This window comes from Methylobacterium sp. 88A (assembly GCF_000376345.1).
In the GTDB taxonomy this organism is placed as follows: domain Bacteria; phylum Pseudomonadota; class Alphaproteobacteria; order Rhizobiales; family Beijerinckiaceae; genus Methylobacterium; species Methylobacterium bullatum.
The window spans coordinates 95,248-110,212 of the sequence record NZ_AQVT01000001.1 but is presented as its reverse complement, the minus strand read 5'-3'; the positions used below and the strand labels follow the sequence as shown (position 1 = coordinate 110,212).

Annotated in this window: 12 protein-coding genes; 5 read left to right on the top strand and 7 right to left on the bottom strand. The window is 66.6% G+C overall.

What is annotated here, in order from left to right; all coding sequences use genetic code 11:
- Nucleotides 1–209: 209 nt before the first annotated feature.
- The 7 genes from bcsS to A3OM_RS0100500 form a co-directional block, all read right to left on the bottom strand.
- Nucleotides 210–905 (bottom strand): cellulose biosynthesis protein BcsS, encoded by a 696-nt coding sequence (gene bcsS / locus A3OM_RS0100530; RefSeq protein WP_051074350.1) that lies wholly within the window; start codon nucleotides 903–905, stop codon nucleotides 210–212.
- Nucleotides 906–1,409: 504 nt separating this feature from the next.
- On the bottom strand, nucleotides 1,410–3,971 hold the full coding sequence (locus A3OM_RS0100525; protein ID WP_018041772.1) for a response regulator: 2,562 nt from the start codon (nucleotides 3,969–3,971) through the stop codon (nucleotides 1,410–1,412).
- 214 nt (nucleotides 3,972–4,185) lie between these two features.
- Nucleotides 4,186–5,244, bottom strand: coding sequence for a zinc ribbon domain-containing protein (locus A3OM_RS0100520; RefSeq protein WP_026175583.1), 1,059 nt, complete (start codon nucleotides 5,242–5,244; stop codon nucleotides 4,186–4,188).
- A 1,100-nt stretch (nucleotides 5,245–6,344) separates the two neighbouring features.
- A complete protein-coding gene (locus tag A3OM_RS0100515) occupies nucleotides 6,345–6,692 on the bottom strand; it encodes a hypothetical protein (RefSeq protein ID WP_018041770.1) in 348 nt (115 codons plus the stop codon).
- A gap of 41 nt (nucleotides 6,693–6,733) precedes the next feature.
- The gene (locus A3OM_RS0100510; protein WP_018041769.1) at nucleotides 6,734–8,356 is read right to left on the bottom strand and encodes a hybrid sensor histidine kinase/response regulator; all 1,623 of its coding nucleotides are present in this window, start codon (nucleotides 8,354–8,356) and stop codon (nucleotides 6,734–6,736) included.
- A 173-nt stretch (nucleotides 8,357–8,529) separates the two neighbouring features.
- Complete coding sequence (locus A3OM_RS23310) at nucleotides 8,530–8,883, bottom strand: hypothetical protein (RefSeq protein ID WP_018041768.1); 354 nt, start codon at nucleotides 8,881–8,883, stop codon at nucleotides 8,530–8,532.
- Between the two features lie 312 nt (nucleotides 8,884–9,195).
- Nucleotides 9,196–9,843, bottom strand: coding sequence for a response regulator transcription factor (locus A3OM_RS0100500; RefSeq protein WP_018041766.1), 648 nt, complete (start codon nucleotides 9,841–9,843; stop codon nucleotides 9,196–9,198).
- 500 nt (nucleotides 9,844–10,343) lie between these two features.
- Between A3OM_RS0100500 and A3OM_RS26510 the strand changes: the two genes are divergently transcribed.
- From A3OM_RS26510 to A3OM_RS0100470, 5 genes are all read left to right on the top strand, one after another.
- The gene (locus A3OM_RS26510) at nucleotides 10,344–10,469 is read left to right on the top strand and encodes a hypothetical protein (protein ID WP_274533752.1); all 126 of its coding nucleotides are present in this window, start codon (nucleotides 10,344–10,346) and stop codon (nucleotides 10,467–10,469) included.
- A 43-nt stretch (nucleotides 10,470–10,512) separates the two neighbouring features.
- Nucleotides 10,513–11,256, top strand: a complete 744-nt coding sequence (locus A3OM_RS0100490; RefSeq protein ID WP_081612601.1) for a hypothetical protein — start codon at nucleotides 10,513–10,515, stop codon at nucleotides 11,254–11,256.
- A 147-nt stretch (nucleotides 11,257–11,403) separates the two neighbouring features.
- Nucleotides 11,404–12,168 carry a hypothetical protein gene (locus A3OM_RS0100480; protein ID WP_051074293.1) on the top strand — a complete coding sequence of 255 codons (765 nt, stop codon included), beginning with the start codon at nucleotides 11,404–11,406 and terminating at the stop codon, nucleotides 12,166–12,168.
- 34 nt (nucleotides 12,169–12,202) lie between these two features.
- Complete coding sequence (locus A3OM_RS24690) at nucleotides 12,203–12,688, top strand: hypothetical protein (protein ID WP_026175580.1); 486 nt, start codon at nucleotides 12,203–12,205, stop codon at nucleotides 12,686–12,688.
- Between the two features lie 11 nt (nucleotides 12,689–12,699).
- Nucleotides 12,700–14,688 carry a DUF4139 domain-containing protein gene (locus A3OM_RS0100470; RefSeq protein WP_018041762.1) on the top strand — a complete coding sequence of 663 codons (1,989 nt, stop codon included), beginning with the start codon at nucleotides 12,700–12,702 and terminating at the stop codon, nucleotides 14,686–14,688.
- The last annotated feature ends 277 nt before the right edge of the window (nucleotides 14,689–14,965 follow it).

Sequence of the window (14,965 nt, the reverse complement as noted above, 5' to 3'; positions counted from 1 at the left end):
GGATGCTTAACTTCACAAATCCCGAAACACGACAGAGCCCGGCGAGCCGCGCGCACAGAGTGCGGCCAACCGGTTGCGATTATCTTGCCAGGCTCGAAATAGAGAAATCGCGTTTTTAATGTGTCGTTTTGGACAGGACCGGCCAGCTGCGACGCCGCGGCCATGCACGAGAGTGCGGTGCACCAAAACGGAACACCGCCTGTGCGACGTCAGAACGCAGCCCGGGCCTCTACGCTGGAATAATAGCCGGCGCCCTGGATCCGGTCCTTCACGTAGCCGACGCCCACGGCCATCTTGATCGGGCCGATGGAGAAGCCGGTGACATGGGCGCCGATGCGATACTGGGTGAAGAAATTGTCGCCCAGGAACATCACCTCGGGGCCGATATACACCCCGTCCGCGACCATGTATCCGGCGCGGAAGCGCGTGTAATAGGCGCTGAACTGCGTCGAGTAGGAGCCGTAGGCCGAGACCATCGTGTTTTCCGAGGGTCTGGCATAGAAATTCGCGGCGAGCTTGGCACCGACGCCGGTTCCGACCACCGGGTTGCCCGGATCGAGGATTGAGAGCTGGTTGCTCCGCACGTTGAAGCCGACGAAGCCGGCCAGGGCGGCATCGCGCCAGATCCACTCGTAGCCGGCGCTGAGAGCGGCTTCCTGCTGGTAGCCGTCGACCCGCTGGCCCACCCCCTGACCGGGATAGCTGTAGGTTCCGGCCACGGCCTCGACCCGGACGCGCGGGCCGCTCTGAAGCAGGGTGCCTTCCGTCGCGAAGGTGCCGGTGACCGAGCCGAAGGCCGAACTGTTCGAGGTCACCGCCGCCGAGGCATCCACGGCCGTCGTCCAGGCATCGTCGCGGGCGACCGGCTCGGCACCCGTGTACCAATCCGCAGCCTGTGCCTGCATCCCACCGAGGAAGGCGGGGATGAGGACAGCGGTAAGACCTGCAAAGCGGTTCATGGCGGCACGACCCTGTTGTCCCGACGCGCCCGGATGCATCCCTCAGCGGGTACCGTTACCATCGACGCGGGTTCCTTTATGTTGCGTCAACGTTAACTGGAACCTAACAGCATCCGAGAATTTACGGCCCCTCGAAACCTTACCGAAATCTTGCGCGGCTTGACTTCATTTCGTGCCGTAATCGGACTCGGACATATCCGTTGCACGGCGGCCGATCCCCGAACCGGGCGCCGTCGCCTCACGGCAGCCCCGAATGGCGCGCGTTACCAGGAACGGCCGGTCGACATGGTGGCAGGCAGGGAACCGGTTGTTCGACACGGGCGATCCGCACGACGCGCTCCGGACGGGGGCGACCATCGGCCCATCTCTTCCTCGGCAAGCGTCCCTCGGATCGACGCCGGCCGATGTCTCCGACCGGCGCTCACGGGACGATGCGGGCGCCGGCCCGTCTCAGGCGGCGGCCGAGGGGGCCTTCCGGGCAGCCTCGCGCATGACGGCAGCGAGTGCGGGATAGCGGAACGGCTTCTCGATATGCAGGAAGGCGCGGGCGCTCGCCGGCAACTGGCCCCCCGGGCTCGCGAGAATGACGCGGATCTGGGGATGACGGTTGGTCATGGTCACCGCGAGCTGGAGGCCGCTCACCACGGGCATGGCCCAGTCGGCGATCATCACGTCGTAATCCTTCGCCTCGTCGATGAGCGCCAGGGCGTGCTCGGCCGAGCCGGCCTGGACGACGACGTGACCGAGATCGACGAGGGCATCGGCGAAGCTCTGGCGCACGAGGCTGTCGCTGTCGACGAGGAGGACCCGAAGGGCGGGCATCCGCGCACCGTCCTCGGACGCCTCGGTTTCCGAGGACGCCTCTCCGGCCCGGAGCCAGAGCTCCGCGAGGAAGCCCGTGCCGCCGCTCCCATCCGAGAGGAGCCGGAAGCCGCCGCCGACCTGGGTGAGGAGGGCCGACACCGCCTTGGTCGCCTCGCTGTCGCTCGAGGGCATCTCGGCGGCATGGCGACCCGGCGTTCCGCTGGCCAGGACGATCCGCACGTAGCGGCCGGAGGCGAGGGCGATGCCCTCGTCGTCCGTCAACACCTTCTCGTCGGCGCCGATGGCGAACCCTTCCGACCCGATGTCGCGGACATGGAAGGCGAGATTGAGGAGGACGGCCTCCAGGACCTTCTCGCTGCACAGCGCCTTGGCCAGCCCCGGGCGGACGCGGGTCTCGACCGTGGTCTGGTGCAGCACGTTGGCGCCGAGGAACGGGCCGAAGGCGCCCAGCGTCACACCGACATCGGTCTCCTGAAGGCCGGTATCGTCACGGCGCACGAAGTTGACGAGCCGCCGGGTCAGGCTCGATCCGCGTTGCGCGCCCGACAGGGCGGCATCGATCAGGCGCCCCTGATCCGAGGGAAGGTCATGACGCCGTTGAAGGGTCGCGAGATTGGCGATGACGATGGTGAGGACGTTGTTGAAGTCGTGGATCACCCCGTCCACCACCTTGCGCAGGACGGTACCGGTGCGGGATTCCGCGGGAGCGTCGCTCTCCCGGCGACGGCGATCGATCGGGGACGCGCTGCCCTCCGCCGGTGAACCGCCGACGCGATCCACGTCCTTCACGGCCTCGCCGACGAATTCGCGGCTCAGCGCATGCAGGATCGTGGGCTTGGCCGTCTGCGTGTCGCCCTCGGCGCGGATGAAGCGAACGAAGAGGCGACGCTGGCCATTCTCCGCCAGGTTCCCGGTGGTGCGCAGAACGACGTCGTGCGGGCCGGGCTGATCCAGCGCCGCCTGCATCGTGAAATCCATGAGGTCGCGGTCGTCCGGGGCGATGCCGCTCTTCAGGTCGGTGAGGGCGACGGCGCGGTCCGGGACCGCATGGGCCGAACGCGTGGCGGGATCGGACCAGGTGACGCTGCCGGCATCGATGTCGATCTCCCAGTAGGTCCAGCCCGACATGGCCTCGAAGGTGCGGAAGCGCTCCCGGATGCGCGAGAGGGCCGAGCGCGTCTCCTGCAGGGCGCGGACGCCGCTGCGCTCCCGCGCGACGAGACGCTCCTCGTGTTCCACCAGTTCGGCGATGCGCGAGGGTGACGAGACGCCCTGCTCACTTTCCCCGATCAGCTTGAGCCGCCGCACGATGCGATCGCCGACGACCCAGCCGGCGCAGGCCGTGAGAACGCACGCCGCCAGCCACAGCGCCAGGCTGCCGTTGTCGGGCAGGGCCGCCTCGAGGCTCCGCGGCAGCCCGGCATTCGGCACCCGCGCCACGGCGAGCCAGCCCGATGGGCCGAGGTCGCGGAATCCAGCGCTCGGCGTGGCCTGTTCCACCACCTCCCGTGCACCGGCCGCCTGTTGCGCCATGAGGCCCGAACCGGGCCGCGCGTCGGCGCCGAGGACGAACAGGCTCATGGCACCGCCCGCGCCGCGAGACGGCCCGAGCACCTTGTCCCCGATATCGCCGAGCCATGCCTCGTTCAGGCGTGCGACGAGGACATCGTCGCCTCCGGACACCGTCGCCGAAACCGGGAGCGCAATGTCGAAGACGGTCTGGCCACTGCCCCCCGGGGACGGGACGGCGACGATGGCCTGGGAGGTCCTGGCCCGCAGGAACCAGGACCGGCCGGACACGTCCCGGCCGAATCCGAGATCGTTGCCGGCGACCTTCACGCGGCCATTCGAGCCCACGAGGTTGAGTTCGGCATAATCGGGGCGCAACCTGAGCCATGCGCTCATCACCGGCTGCAGTTCATCCGCATCGAGGCGCGGGGACGCCTGCTTCAGGGTGATCGCGAGGGTCTTGAGATCCTGGACGACGTCATAGACCCCGCGATCGACCGCGGCGGCGAAGCGCTGGGAGGTCTGCGCGGCATCGAGGGGCTTGCGCGCGTCGGTCCGGCCCAGGCCAGAGATCGTCATGCTGCCCACGACGACGGCGATGCCGACGAGCGCGGAGCCTCCCGCCACCAGGGCATAGAGCGACTTCAGCGACATCAGGCTCAAGCCGGACTTCTTCATCTCATCTCACGCTGATGGTTCTCGACATCACGCCGAGAGAGCGTTCCAGACTGTCGGGCCGAGATCAAACATACCGATCAGCGTTAAAAAATCCTTTAAGCTCGACGCTTAGTGGGTTGCAATCGTTGAGGGGTTTCGAACCGAGCGGGATTTTTTCGCCGGTGCGCCCCGGCCTTTCCCGAGGCCGGGGCGCACCGCGGGTGGCCCTCTGTCGTCACGTGGCGACCGGATGCGCCACGGGGGCCGAGGGTGTTCCGCAGGCCCGGCAGAAACGCTCGAAGGTGCTCTTGCGGTGGTCGCAGACGGGGCAGCGCTCGAAGGCGCCGAGGCCGCAATGCGGGCAGAAATTCAGGCTCGGATCGTCGAGGGCGATGGGCCGCTCGCAGCCCGGGCAGGATTTCTTGGCAAGCCGCTCCAGCGCCTGGTCCGTGGCGATCTCGCCCCGGCGCTCCTCTGTCGGGCGCGTTTCCGCGAGTTTCTGCCGCTCGTTGTAGGATTGCAGGGCACCGATCGCGGCGCGGCCGGCGATGAGGGTCACGAGGACGCCGACACCGTATTGGACGTAGCCGCCATAGCTCGGCAGATAGGGGACGAGCTCCACGAAGAACGCGAAGGTCGCCGCGAAGGCGAAGCCCCAGACGAAGGGCCAGTTGCGGCTCCGCCGTCGCTTGAGCAGCAGCCAACCGGCCAGCGCCAGAAGCGGCAGCGTCAGGGCGAGGCGGTATCCGAAGACGCGCAACTCCTGCTCCCGCTCCGCAGCGCCGAGCTTGACCTCGGCCGCCCTACGCCGTTCGCTCTCCGCCCGCGTGAGCGGCTCCTCCTCCTCGGAGAGATCGAGCCGGGCCTTGGCCAACGCTTCCAGCCGCTCCTCGATAGTCCGCTCGGCCCCCTTCAAGGCATCGAGCGCCTGCGTGCGCGCGATCAGGTCGGGATCCCGATCGACGCGCTGCGTCGCGTCGCGGGTCCTCAGCCAATTGGCGAAGGTCTCGCGGGCCGCCTCCGAGGCCGAGCGCGCGGCATCGAGGGCGAGTTGCTCCTGCTCGGTCCGGCGTCGGTTGTCGTCCTGCTCCCGCCGGATCCGCTTCAGGGACTCGGCCGCCGCCTCGTCCGTCGGCCCGTCGAGGAACTGTTCGAGGGTCTGGCGGTGCTCCACCTGCGGCAGGTCGCCGACGACGAGGGAGCCGAGGCCGATGAGGAACCAGGCAAAGAGGAAGGCGATGAGCCAGAGCCCGAGCGTCAACCAGCGTTCGGACAATCTTCGGCTGGACCGCATGCGATGATTCCTGTCGAAGGCCCCGCCCCCAAATCCGCGACGTCGGGGTTGGTCCGCCACACGTGCGTGACGGTGCCGGAAGCCGGGTGTAGTCGCCTTCGATCCTCGGGAACAGACCCGAGTCGGGGCCGATCACGGATCGGTCGCTGGCCCGAGAGGAGAACGAAAAGTCGAGCGTACCGGAGAAAAGCCCGAGGCTTCACATCGTCGGACTGGAGCGGGCGATCGGGATCGAACCGACGACATTCAGCTTGGGAAGCTGAGACGCACCTTATCGACCCCCTTCCCTGATCCTCTCCACCGTTCGCCAAACCCCTGTGTGAGCTGGGAAAATCCCTGGACCGGGTAGGTATAGAGCCTTGCCGCGGGTGCTTTGGCGTGACTGTTATCAGACCCCGGAGCCCGCATGCCCTCCCCGAACGCCCGCACACGCGAGCGCGCCAAACTCATCGCACGCCACGTCGAGGCCGCACGAAAACTTGTGGCGTCAGGCCGGTTGGAGGGGCGCGGTCACGAGCGGGCCGACGAGCGGGAGCGCGGCCTGGTGCTGCGCGTGGGCAAGCAAGGGGGGCCTGGTACCTCAAGACGGAGACCCGGACGGTCCGCCTCGGAGGGCATGGACCTTCCAGTCGCTGCGGCCCGGGAAGCGGCCCAACGATCCCGCATCGACCTGCGCCAGGGGCGGGTTCCGTCGAAGACGAACCTGCGGGTTTGAGAAGTGGCCCACCGGCGCAGGCTGTCCAACGAGGACGCCCGGCGAGAATAAGCGCGGAAAGATCTCGCTTCTCGCGAAATAGCTTAAAGCATTGATCTATACATTGAATCACACTTCGAGGCGGGGTCACGCTTCAAGGCAGATCCACTTCTGAGGCCGGCGACGAAACCGGGCTGATCAGGGCGATTGTGACCACGTGCACGGCGCAGAATTTTGTACGCGACCTCAAGGAACCTGCCGTCGCACTGCTCTTGCCGACGATGGTCTCTGATCTGGGAGCGTTCCTGACGGCCTCCGGCAATCGACATGGATCAGATCCGATAATCACGGCCGCACCGTTGGAAGCGCACGACCGCCGGAAGCCATGACATCAGACGAACCGCGATCACTTCGGGGGGGTGACGATCTTAGAAATCTTGTCGCAACTCGCCTTCAGAGAAGCGGGATTCGATTGTGTCTCTACGGTCATCGCGTCGAACGCCTTGTCATAGATCCGGGCAAATTCCACCGCCGACAGCCCCTTGGTGGCGAAATCCTGCTGCAGTTTGGAGCGATGTGTCGTTGCTGTGATCCGATCGATTTTGCCACATGCCACTCCTAAGGCATCGAGCTGACCGCCCGCCTCGGCCATGGCTTCGTAATAGCCTTTCGGAGCATTCTGAGCCCACGCCGGAGCGGAAAGAACGAAGCCGAATGCAAACGCCGCAGCGATCAGATACCCTCTATCGATCATATCCTATTCCTTCTCACATTTGGCTGGAACAGCCGGCCCCATCACGCACGCATCCTGATCCGTTGCGAAACGATGACCGACCGTAATTCGGCGGGCCGCACCGGCTTCGACAGGATCGGAATGTCCGGCGCCCCCAGATCCTCGCGTACGCACGCCTGGTCGTGGCCGGTCATCACCAGGGCCGGCACGTCGCGGCCTGAGAGAGTGCGGATCGCCGCGATGCAGTCCGTTCCCGTCACGCCATGTCCGAGATCGAAATCGGTGATCAGGAGATCCAGATCGGCGACGGCGCCCGGGATCGCGAGTTCGGCTCGCACCTGGCACCCCCATCTGCGCAGGAGGCTCGCCGTCGCGATCAAGACGGCCTCGTCATCTTCCACCAGCAGCACCCGCAAGCCCCGCAGCGTCGCAGGCGGATCGAGCGCGTGCCAAGCCTTCGCGGCAACCGGCTCGGGGATGATCGGGAGATTGTCGAAGGTCACGCAGGTTCCGCGCCCCGGTATCGAGCGGAGCTCGACCTCCACGCCCAGGAGCCGGCCGAGGCGCTGGACGATCGGCAACCCCAGGCCGACGCCCTCGATGTCAGAATCGCCCCGTCGGCGAACCTGGTAGAATTCTTCGAAGACCTTGGCCTGATGTTCGACGGGGATGCCGGGCCCGCGATCGTAGACCTGGACGGCGAGCCGGCCATTCCGGCGCCGCCGGCAGGCGACGAGAACCGCGCCGCCCGGCGCATACTTGATCGCGTTGTTGACGATGTTCTGAAGCATCGTCGTGAACAGCGCCCGATCGGTCCTGACGACGACGTTGCAGGGCACGCTGCGCAGTTCGATCCCGTTGATATGAGCGGCCTGCGAATTCTGGCGCAGAACCTCGTCAATGATCTCGTTGATCTCGACCGGTTCGAGGCGAGGCTGCACCTTGCCGCTGTCGAGCGTCGAGATGTCCAGGAGCGATTTGAACAGCCGGGATACGCTTTGCAGAGACCGCTCGATGTTGTCGACCATCTGCAGTTCCCCGGCACCAAGCTTCGCGCTGCGCAGACAGGCGGTGAACAGACTGATGGCGTGGATCGGCTGACGCAGATCGTGGCTCGCCTGAGCCAGGAAGCGCGACTTGGACAGGCTCGCCTCCTGCTCGCGTTCGTAGGCGCCGCGCAGGCGTTTCAGCAGGTCATAGATGTAGGTCGGCACCAAGATGGTGGTGAGGACAAACGTGAGAACGAGGAAGGGGTTGTCGCGCCAGTACGCGTTGACGGAGGTCGTCACCGCGATCGAGACGAGCCCGGCGACCGTCGAGATCTTCAGAGCCGTCAGACCGAACCGCAACCCGTTCCCGACGATCATGCGCAGGACGATGACGTAAAGCGGGAGGAACGGCGCGCCACCGTAGGCCATCGTGTAGGTGATCCCACCGATGTCGAGGGCGAAGGCGAGGCCGCGCCGTCTTGGACTGCTGCCCGGATGTCGCGAGATCCAAAGATACATCGCGACCGCGAGAAGCCAGTGGACCGTCAGGAGAACGGCGATGATCTTCAGGTCGGGGCCGGCGATTCCGGCGAGAACCCGGGTCAGAACGTACAGGTCGACGCATCCCATCACGACGATCCGGATGAACGCCTGCGCCTTCTCGTTACCGGAATCCTCGTCCCGCTCGCGGTTCATGGCGCTCACCGGTGGACCGGCCTCGTCGGGGCGCCCGTCTGGGATCCGCTCATGCGGAAGGTCGTTCGAGAGCGATGAGCGGCCGGGGGCTCGCCATTCGGCATTGGAATCTCCTCGACGAGACGGGACACGAGCGTTGGGCGCATTTCGATGCCCGCGGCCTCCTGCCTATCTCAGCGGTATGCGCCCACGGCCTCGTCGATCCGGTAGACGCGGGCATCCGCGTCCGTAGCGTTGCGCACCTTTCCATCCTGTCCCCTCACCGTGCCCGTGAGCGCGACGCGGATCGGCGGCCAGGACAGGCGCCCCGCAGAATCCTCCGGCAGGATGTCGAGGAGGACCTTGCTCGCACCGAACCGGCAGGCCCCGTCGTCCTCAGGCGGGCAGCTGGCCATCTCGTCGGAACCGGCAGGAACCTCGCCGACGATCGCCCGATGCAGGGGGACCTCCCGGAACCGAAGGAGAAGGAGAAGGAAGGAGAAGCCGTTCGACCCTGCCGTCCCGTAGGACTTGAGGCGAAGTCCCATCAGCAGGCCTTCCGGCTGATCGTCCTGACCACCGACCCGCGGGCTTCGTCGACCTCCTGTGCATCCCCGTTCCCGTTTCCCGTCCCGATCCGTGAAGTCAGCGTTTCCGCGCCCTTCAGCTGCCAGCGAGGGGGCTCGAGGGCGTATGTCACGGCGGCGGATCCCACCAGGGCCACGGCAGCCGCCATGTTTCGACGCGCTGAACGCCCAGCGATTTGACCGGATCGCATCATGGCATCGGGCTTTGCCACAATCCCGGCCAAGCCTACATAGGGCACGTGTACGATCAGGTTCCGGCCCGGCCGCGGCCGGTCATCTCCAGATCCCGGCATGGGCCGCCTTCGCGGCAGCGGCCGAACGAGACGGAACGTTGAGGGCGCGCAACAGGGCCGAGACGTGGATGCGGACGGTGAAGGGAGAGATGTCCAGTTCCCTGGCGATCTCCTTGTTCGTGCGTCCCTTCGCGACGAGGCGCAGAACGTCCCGCTGACGCTGCGTCAGGGACGGAAGGGGGCTGTGCGTCACGGCGATCTCCGAGGTCGCGGCTCGCCGGATCACGAACTCACCCTCGTCGATCGCCGTGATCGCCAGCGCGATTTCGCTGGCGGGCAGCGCCTTGCCGATGAACCCGTCCGCCCCTTCGGCCATCACGGTACGGATCAGCTCCTCGTCGTCGATCATCGAGACGACGACGATCGACGCCTTTTCGAACTCCTCACGCAGGCTGCGGATCGAACAGCGAGGATCGAGGCCGGGAAACAGCAGGTCGAGGATGAAGGTCTTCGGCGGCCGCCCGGCGCGGGCGAGCGCCAGAACCTGCTCCATCGTGGCAGCCTCCTGAATGAGCGCTTCCGGAAAGAGGCGTTCGGCGACGTGCCTCATCCCTTCGCGGAACAGCGGATGGTCGTCAGCGACGATGACGGTCTCGGCTCCTCGATCCGTCATCTCGCGTACGCTCATGTCACTGGGAGCACCTTCCATCGTTCCGTGCCAAGCGTTTGATGGCCGGCATGCCCATCACGGGCCGGGCGCGGCATAGCTCATATGCACTACTAGATCGAATTCCGAGGCCTGACTAGAAGTTTGCTCATGCCTAGCGGCAGGAAAAATCCGTTTCTTTTCATAATAAGAATTATCTACCCTCAGATATTATGGCAAAATATATTTATATAGGCACAGAATTTGTGGCAATAGTTTCCAGAGAGATTAATGATTTTGGATGCTGAGCGCCAAGCGCAGGCAAACACTGCCGGGTCCCGCGAGAAGTCGGCAGCGCCTGTCGCGGCCGGTGCGAAGCTGGGTTTGTGTCCGGCTCTCTTTGCCCTCGGCGGCGGCGTGGTGGCGGCCGGCGGCGAAACGGTGGGAACCGTGGATCGCCCGGCTCTCAATCTCGTCAAGAAGGTCGACATCGAGAAGGCCGCCGAGCCCCTGACGTCGGAAAGGCCAAGGGTCTCTGCGAGTTGCCCAACCCCATGGCCGGCCCCGTGGCCATCACCTGCAGCGCCCAATCGGCCAACAGCACCGACACCGTCCGCTTCCGCACGGATGGCGGCAAGTTGGTCCTGGAGCGGCCCAGCCCCGGCTGAGTGTCCGCCACGACATGCCCTCCCGAAGCCGACGAGAAGCCCCATGAAACACCGTCTCCCGAACTTGGCCTTGCGATCCTTGGCCTTGCGATCCTTGGCGCTCGCCGGCTTGGCCGGCCTCTTCGGGCATGGCTTCGTGCTGCCGGCGCAGGCGGAGACCGAGAACAAGACCGCCCGCCCGGGCCAGCGGATCTTCCTCCAGGGCTTCACGTATTACTTTCCCCAACAGGGGTACCGTTCCAAGGCAGCTTCGGTCAGCCTCGTCTCCCCACCGCGCGGCGGACGCGCCGAAACACGGCGGGAGCTGAGAGTCCTCGGCAACAACATCGACGAGCGAGGCGCCACGATCCGGAAGGTGGATGGCTGCGAGGACGTGAAGAAGGATTCGATGTCGATCTTCTATACGGCTCGACCCGACTTTTCCGGTCTCGACACGCTGTCCGTCGACGTGACCTTCAGTAACGGTACGACGCTCCCCTACACCTTTCGGATCACGGTGCCGGAGGGCGAACGCCGCCAGGCTCCCGCCGTCTCCCAGGCGCCCGCCCCGCGCGGCGACGGCGCGGGCCAGGCCGCCAGCACCGGCGACTTCCTGCGCGACACGGTTCGCGGGGCGACACCCGCGCCCCGGCAGGCGCCGGAATCTCCCCCTGCGAAGGCGGCGAATGTGCCCGGCGCCACCGCCGCCGCGCCGCCCGCGCGGATCGAAGCCCCGACGTCTCCGCCCGCCCCGCGAGAAATGGCGCCCGCGCCCCGCCCACGTCCGCAGGCCATGCCTCAGCTCTAGGTGAGCGCGGATCGCCCCGATCCGGTGGAGGCGCAGCGGCAATCCCCGCGGGGCTGCGCCTTCCGCCCCGGAAGGCCCCGCCAGCCCCGGATGAACGCTTCGTCTCGGAGGCCCGTCCATTCGATTTCGACGCAGAGGAAGGTCCCCATGGAACATCGCCAATCGACCGGCTTCGGCCGTCTGTCGACGCAGGCCGGCCTCGCCGCCCTGCTGGGGCTCTGCCTGGCGGGAGCGGCCCGTGCGGAGACGGTGAACAAGACGGCGCAGCCCGGACAGAAGCGCTTGCTACAGGGATTCAGCTACTCCTCGCCACCACCGAGCTGCCGGTCGCAGGCCGCTCTGATCGAGCTCGTCCGGCCACCGCGCGGAGGCCGGATCGAGCAACGACGGGAATTCGCGATCCTCAATGCCACGGTCGAAGACGACGGCAGCACGAGAAGCAAAGCGGATGGCTGCGAATCCGTGAAGATGGACACGATGTCCCTCTATTATACGGCCTGGCCCGATTTTTCCGGCCTCGATATGCTGTCCGTCGACGTGACCTTCAGCGACGGCACGACGGTCCCCTACACCTTCCGGATCACGGTGCCGGAGGGCAGGCGCCGAGGAGCCCCCGCGGTCTCGCAGGCACCGGCTCCGCGCGACGGCGGCAGCGGCCGGCCGGCCGAAACGGCCGGCGTCGCCCCGACCGGTCGGGCCGCCACCACGGAGGATTTCCTTCGTGACACGGTCCGCGAAGCGGCACCCGCGAACCGGCGGGCGCCCGTCGCCGAGCCCCCGAAGGCCATGGTTCGGACGGAGCAGCCGGCCTCCGCACCCAACGACGTTCCGCCACCCCGCGTGGACACCCCGCCCGCGCCGCGCGAGATGGCCCCTGCCCGCCCGCCATGCCTCAGCTTTAAGGGATCGTAGGCCGATTCCCGTTCCGGAAAGAGACCAGACGAGTATGCGCCTGAAGGAGATGTCGATCGGAACGAAGGCCCTTGCCGTCGGTGCGGCCTTGGCCGTGTCGGCGCCATCCGTAGCCTTGGCGGCGCCCGCGAAACCGTCCTTCGATTGCACGACAGCCGCCTCGCAGGTCGAGAAAGCGATCTGCGCGAGCGTCCCGCCGGCGCAGGCCGACGCCGACCTCACGGACGTCTATCAGGACCGCCGCCGCACCTTGAGCGCAACGGCGGCGGCGCGCCTCACCATGGACGAGAAGCGCTTTCTCGCCGCCCAGGAGCGCGTCTTCGGCTTCGGTGCCAAGGATCCGGCGGCGCTGCTGCTGGGAGAGATCGCAGGGCGCGTGACAGTCTTGCGCAGTCTGCGCATCCCCCCGAGGACGGCCTTGCCGGAACCTGGAGCAACGACTCCGGCACCGTCACGCGGAACGCCGACGACAAGACGGTATTCGAACGAGGCGGGCCTGCGGGAGCCCGTGACCGGATAAGGGAGGTAGCGATGGTGACCTATCAATTGATGCTGGCCGGAAGCCTGATGCTCATGCTCGCCACGGCACCGCCTCTCATGGCGGCGTCGGGCGGCATTCGGGACGTCACGCTGTCGAGCGGTGGACTCGCCGAGGTCACCGTGGCCCGGTCCGTCGAGGGCGACACCACGGTCGCGATCGACGTCCAGGCCGATCAGATCGACGACATCCTCAAGAGCCTCGTGGTGCGCGACCCCGCAGGCTCGGTCGGCGCCATTCGGCTGGACGCGGAGGATCAGGTCGAGGAGATCCTGCGCTCCGCGCCCTTCACCGCAGACGATCTCTCGTCTTCCGCGCAGCTCGCGGGCAAGCTGCAGGGGGTCAAGATCAGGATCGAGAGTTCCGGGCGGGTGCTGGAAGGGCGCGTGCTCGGCCTGTCCACGCGGGACGCCGGATCCGACACCGGAACGGTGCGCGTGCTCTCCGTCCTGACGGAGGCCGGCACCTTGGAATCCGTGAAGGTCGAGGACGGCGTCACGGTGACGATCCGGGATCCCGCCATGGTCGACAGGATCGCGAAGGTGGTCGACGTGGCCGGTAAGGCCAAGGCCGACGGTGCCCGCCGCGTCGAGATCGCCCTGGTCGGCACCGGCAAGCGCGAGGTGCGTCTCACCTATGTGGTTCCCGCGCCCGTGTGGAAGACGAGCTATCGGCTCGTCGATGGCGGAAGCGGGCGGGCGAACCTTCAGGCCTGGGCGATCATCGAGAACGCCCTGGGCGAGGATTGGAAGGGGGTTGCCGTCACCCTCTCGTCCGGATCGCCGGTGGCGCTCCGGCAGCGTCTGCATCGCCGCTATTGGCGCCAGCGTCCGGAGGCCCCGCTTCCCATCGACGAGGTCGGTTTGCCCGACCTCGATCCCGGTACGGTCGCGCCCAGGGCCGCCGCGCGGGCGTTCCAGGACGACGGGATCGCTGCCCCCTCGCCTCCCCGCCCGGCTCCGATTTCGCGAATGGACCGACTGTCATTACCGGATGCGCGCTACGAGGCCGCGCCGGCCGCGGCGGCTGCCGACGCGACGGAAGGGGATGTGGCGGCGAACTTCACGCTCCCCCACCCCGTCGATCTGGGAGTCGGCCGCACATTGTCCGTGCCCATCCTCGACACCGAGATCGAGGCCGCGCGGATCGCGCTCTGGAAACCAGGACAGGGCGTCCACCCGACCGCAGTTCTGATGATCCGCAACGGATCCGCGGCGACGCTGCCGCCGGGCATCATGACGATCTACGACGGCAAGCTCGGCTATGTCGGCGATGCGCGGCTGCCCGCGACTCCCGTCGGCGAACAGCGTTTCGCCGCCTTCGCCGTCGATCGGAAAGTCCGCGTCCAGGCCGAAACGCAGCCGAACCAGGTGCTGACGGAGATTACGGTCGTCGACGGCGCGGTCCGGGCCAAGACACGGTCGCGCGAAGTGACGAGCTACACGGTGAAAGGCGCTCAGGACGCACCGCGCACCGTCGTGATCGAGCATCCACGCCGCAGCGGCTGGACCTTCACGTCCGCGGCGCTCGATACCGAGACCCCGACGGCCTATCGGTTGAAGGTCTCGGTTCCCGCCGCGGGTACGGCCGAGATTCAGGCGGTGCTGGAACGCCTCCACGTCGAGACTTACGCGCTCGTCGACGCCGACGCGTCGATGCTCCTGCATTGGAGTTCCCTTGCCGGCGACGCGAAGCTGGCGGACACCTTGAAAACGCTTTCAAATGCCCACTCCGACAGCGAAGCCGTTGCCCGTGAGATCACGGAGATCAATGACCGGATCGCGAAAGTGAGCACAGAGCAGGAGCGCATTCGCAGCAACCTCGGTGCAGTTCCCAAAGACAGCGAACTTGCCCGGAGGTATCTCGCTCATTTGAGCACGCAGGAAGACGAATTCACCAGTCTCGGCGAGGCTCGATCCAAGGCCGAAAGTCGTCTCAAACTCGCGCAGGAGCGCTTTCGCGCCCTGATCTCGAAATTGTAGGCGCGTATTCCTGCGCCGCATGGCCGAACCGATGCCGGTTTGGTGCATCTCGCAAAACTGTCGATCGCCGGGCCTACCCATCCGATATCGACGGTGCAGCAGGAGTTCGGTGAGAAACGCTCAAAAGATCCGGACATTCTTGGGTCTGAGCGTCTGGCCGGCGAAGAGCCGCCGGTCTCCTGACCATACCGTCCAAAGACGTGACGCGCTCGATTGTCCGATCTCTCAAGGCCTTTCGCAGCACGCCGACGTCGTTGCACCCGGAACGGCATGTCAC

Coding starts and splice junctions, on each gene's coding strand:
- bcsS (WP_051074350.1), bottom strand. CDS start 905: ATGCAGGCACAGGCTGCGGATTGGTACACGGGTGCCGAGCCGGTCGCC.
- A3OM_RS0100525 (WP_018041772.1), bottom strand. CDS start 3,971: ATGAAGAAGTCCGGCTTGAGCCTGATGTCGCTGAAGTCGCTCTATGCC.
- A3OM_RS0100520 (WP_026175583.1), bottom strand. CDS start 5,244: ATGCGGTCCAGCCGAAGATTGTCCGAACGCTGGTTGACGCTCGGGCTC.
- A3OM_RS0100515 (WP_018041770.1), bottom strand. CDS start 6,692: ATGATCGATAGAGGGTATCTGATCGCTGCGGCGTTTGCATTCGGCTTC.
- A3OM_RS0100510 (WP_018041769.1), bottom strand. CDS start 8,356: ATGAACCGCGAGCGGGACGAGGATTCCGGTAACGAGAAGGCGCAGGCG.
- A3OM_RS23310 (WP_018041768.1), bottom strand. CDS start 8,883: ATGGGACTTCGCCTCAAGTCCTACGGGACGGCAGGGTCGAACGGCTTC.
- A3OM_RS0100500 (WP_018041766.1), bottom strand. CDS start 9,843: ATGAGCGTACGCGAGATGACGGATCGAGGAGCCGAGACCGTCATCGTC.
- A3OM_RS0100490 (WP_081612601.1), top strand. CDS start 10,513: ATGAAACACCGTCTCCCGAACTTGGCCTTGCGATCCTTGGCCTTGCGA.
- A3OM_RS0100480 (WP_051074293.1), top strand. CDS start 11,404: ATGGAACATCGCCAATCGACCGGCTTCGGCCGTCTGTCGACGCAGGCC.
- A3OM_RS24690 (WP_026175580.1), top strand. CDS start 12,203: ATGCGCCTGAAGGAGATGTCGATCGGAACGAAGGCCCTTGCCGTCGGT.
- A3OM_RS0100470 (WP_018041762.1), top strand. CDS start 12,700: ATGGTGACCTATCAATTGATGCTGGCCGGAAGCCTGATGCTCATGCTC.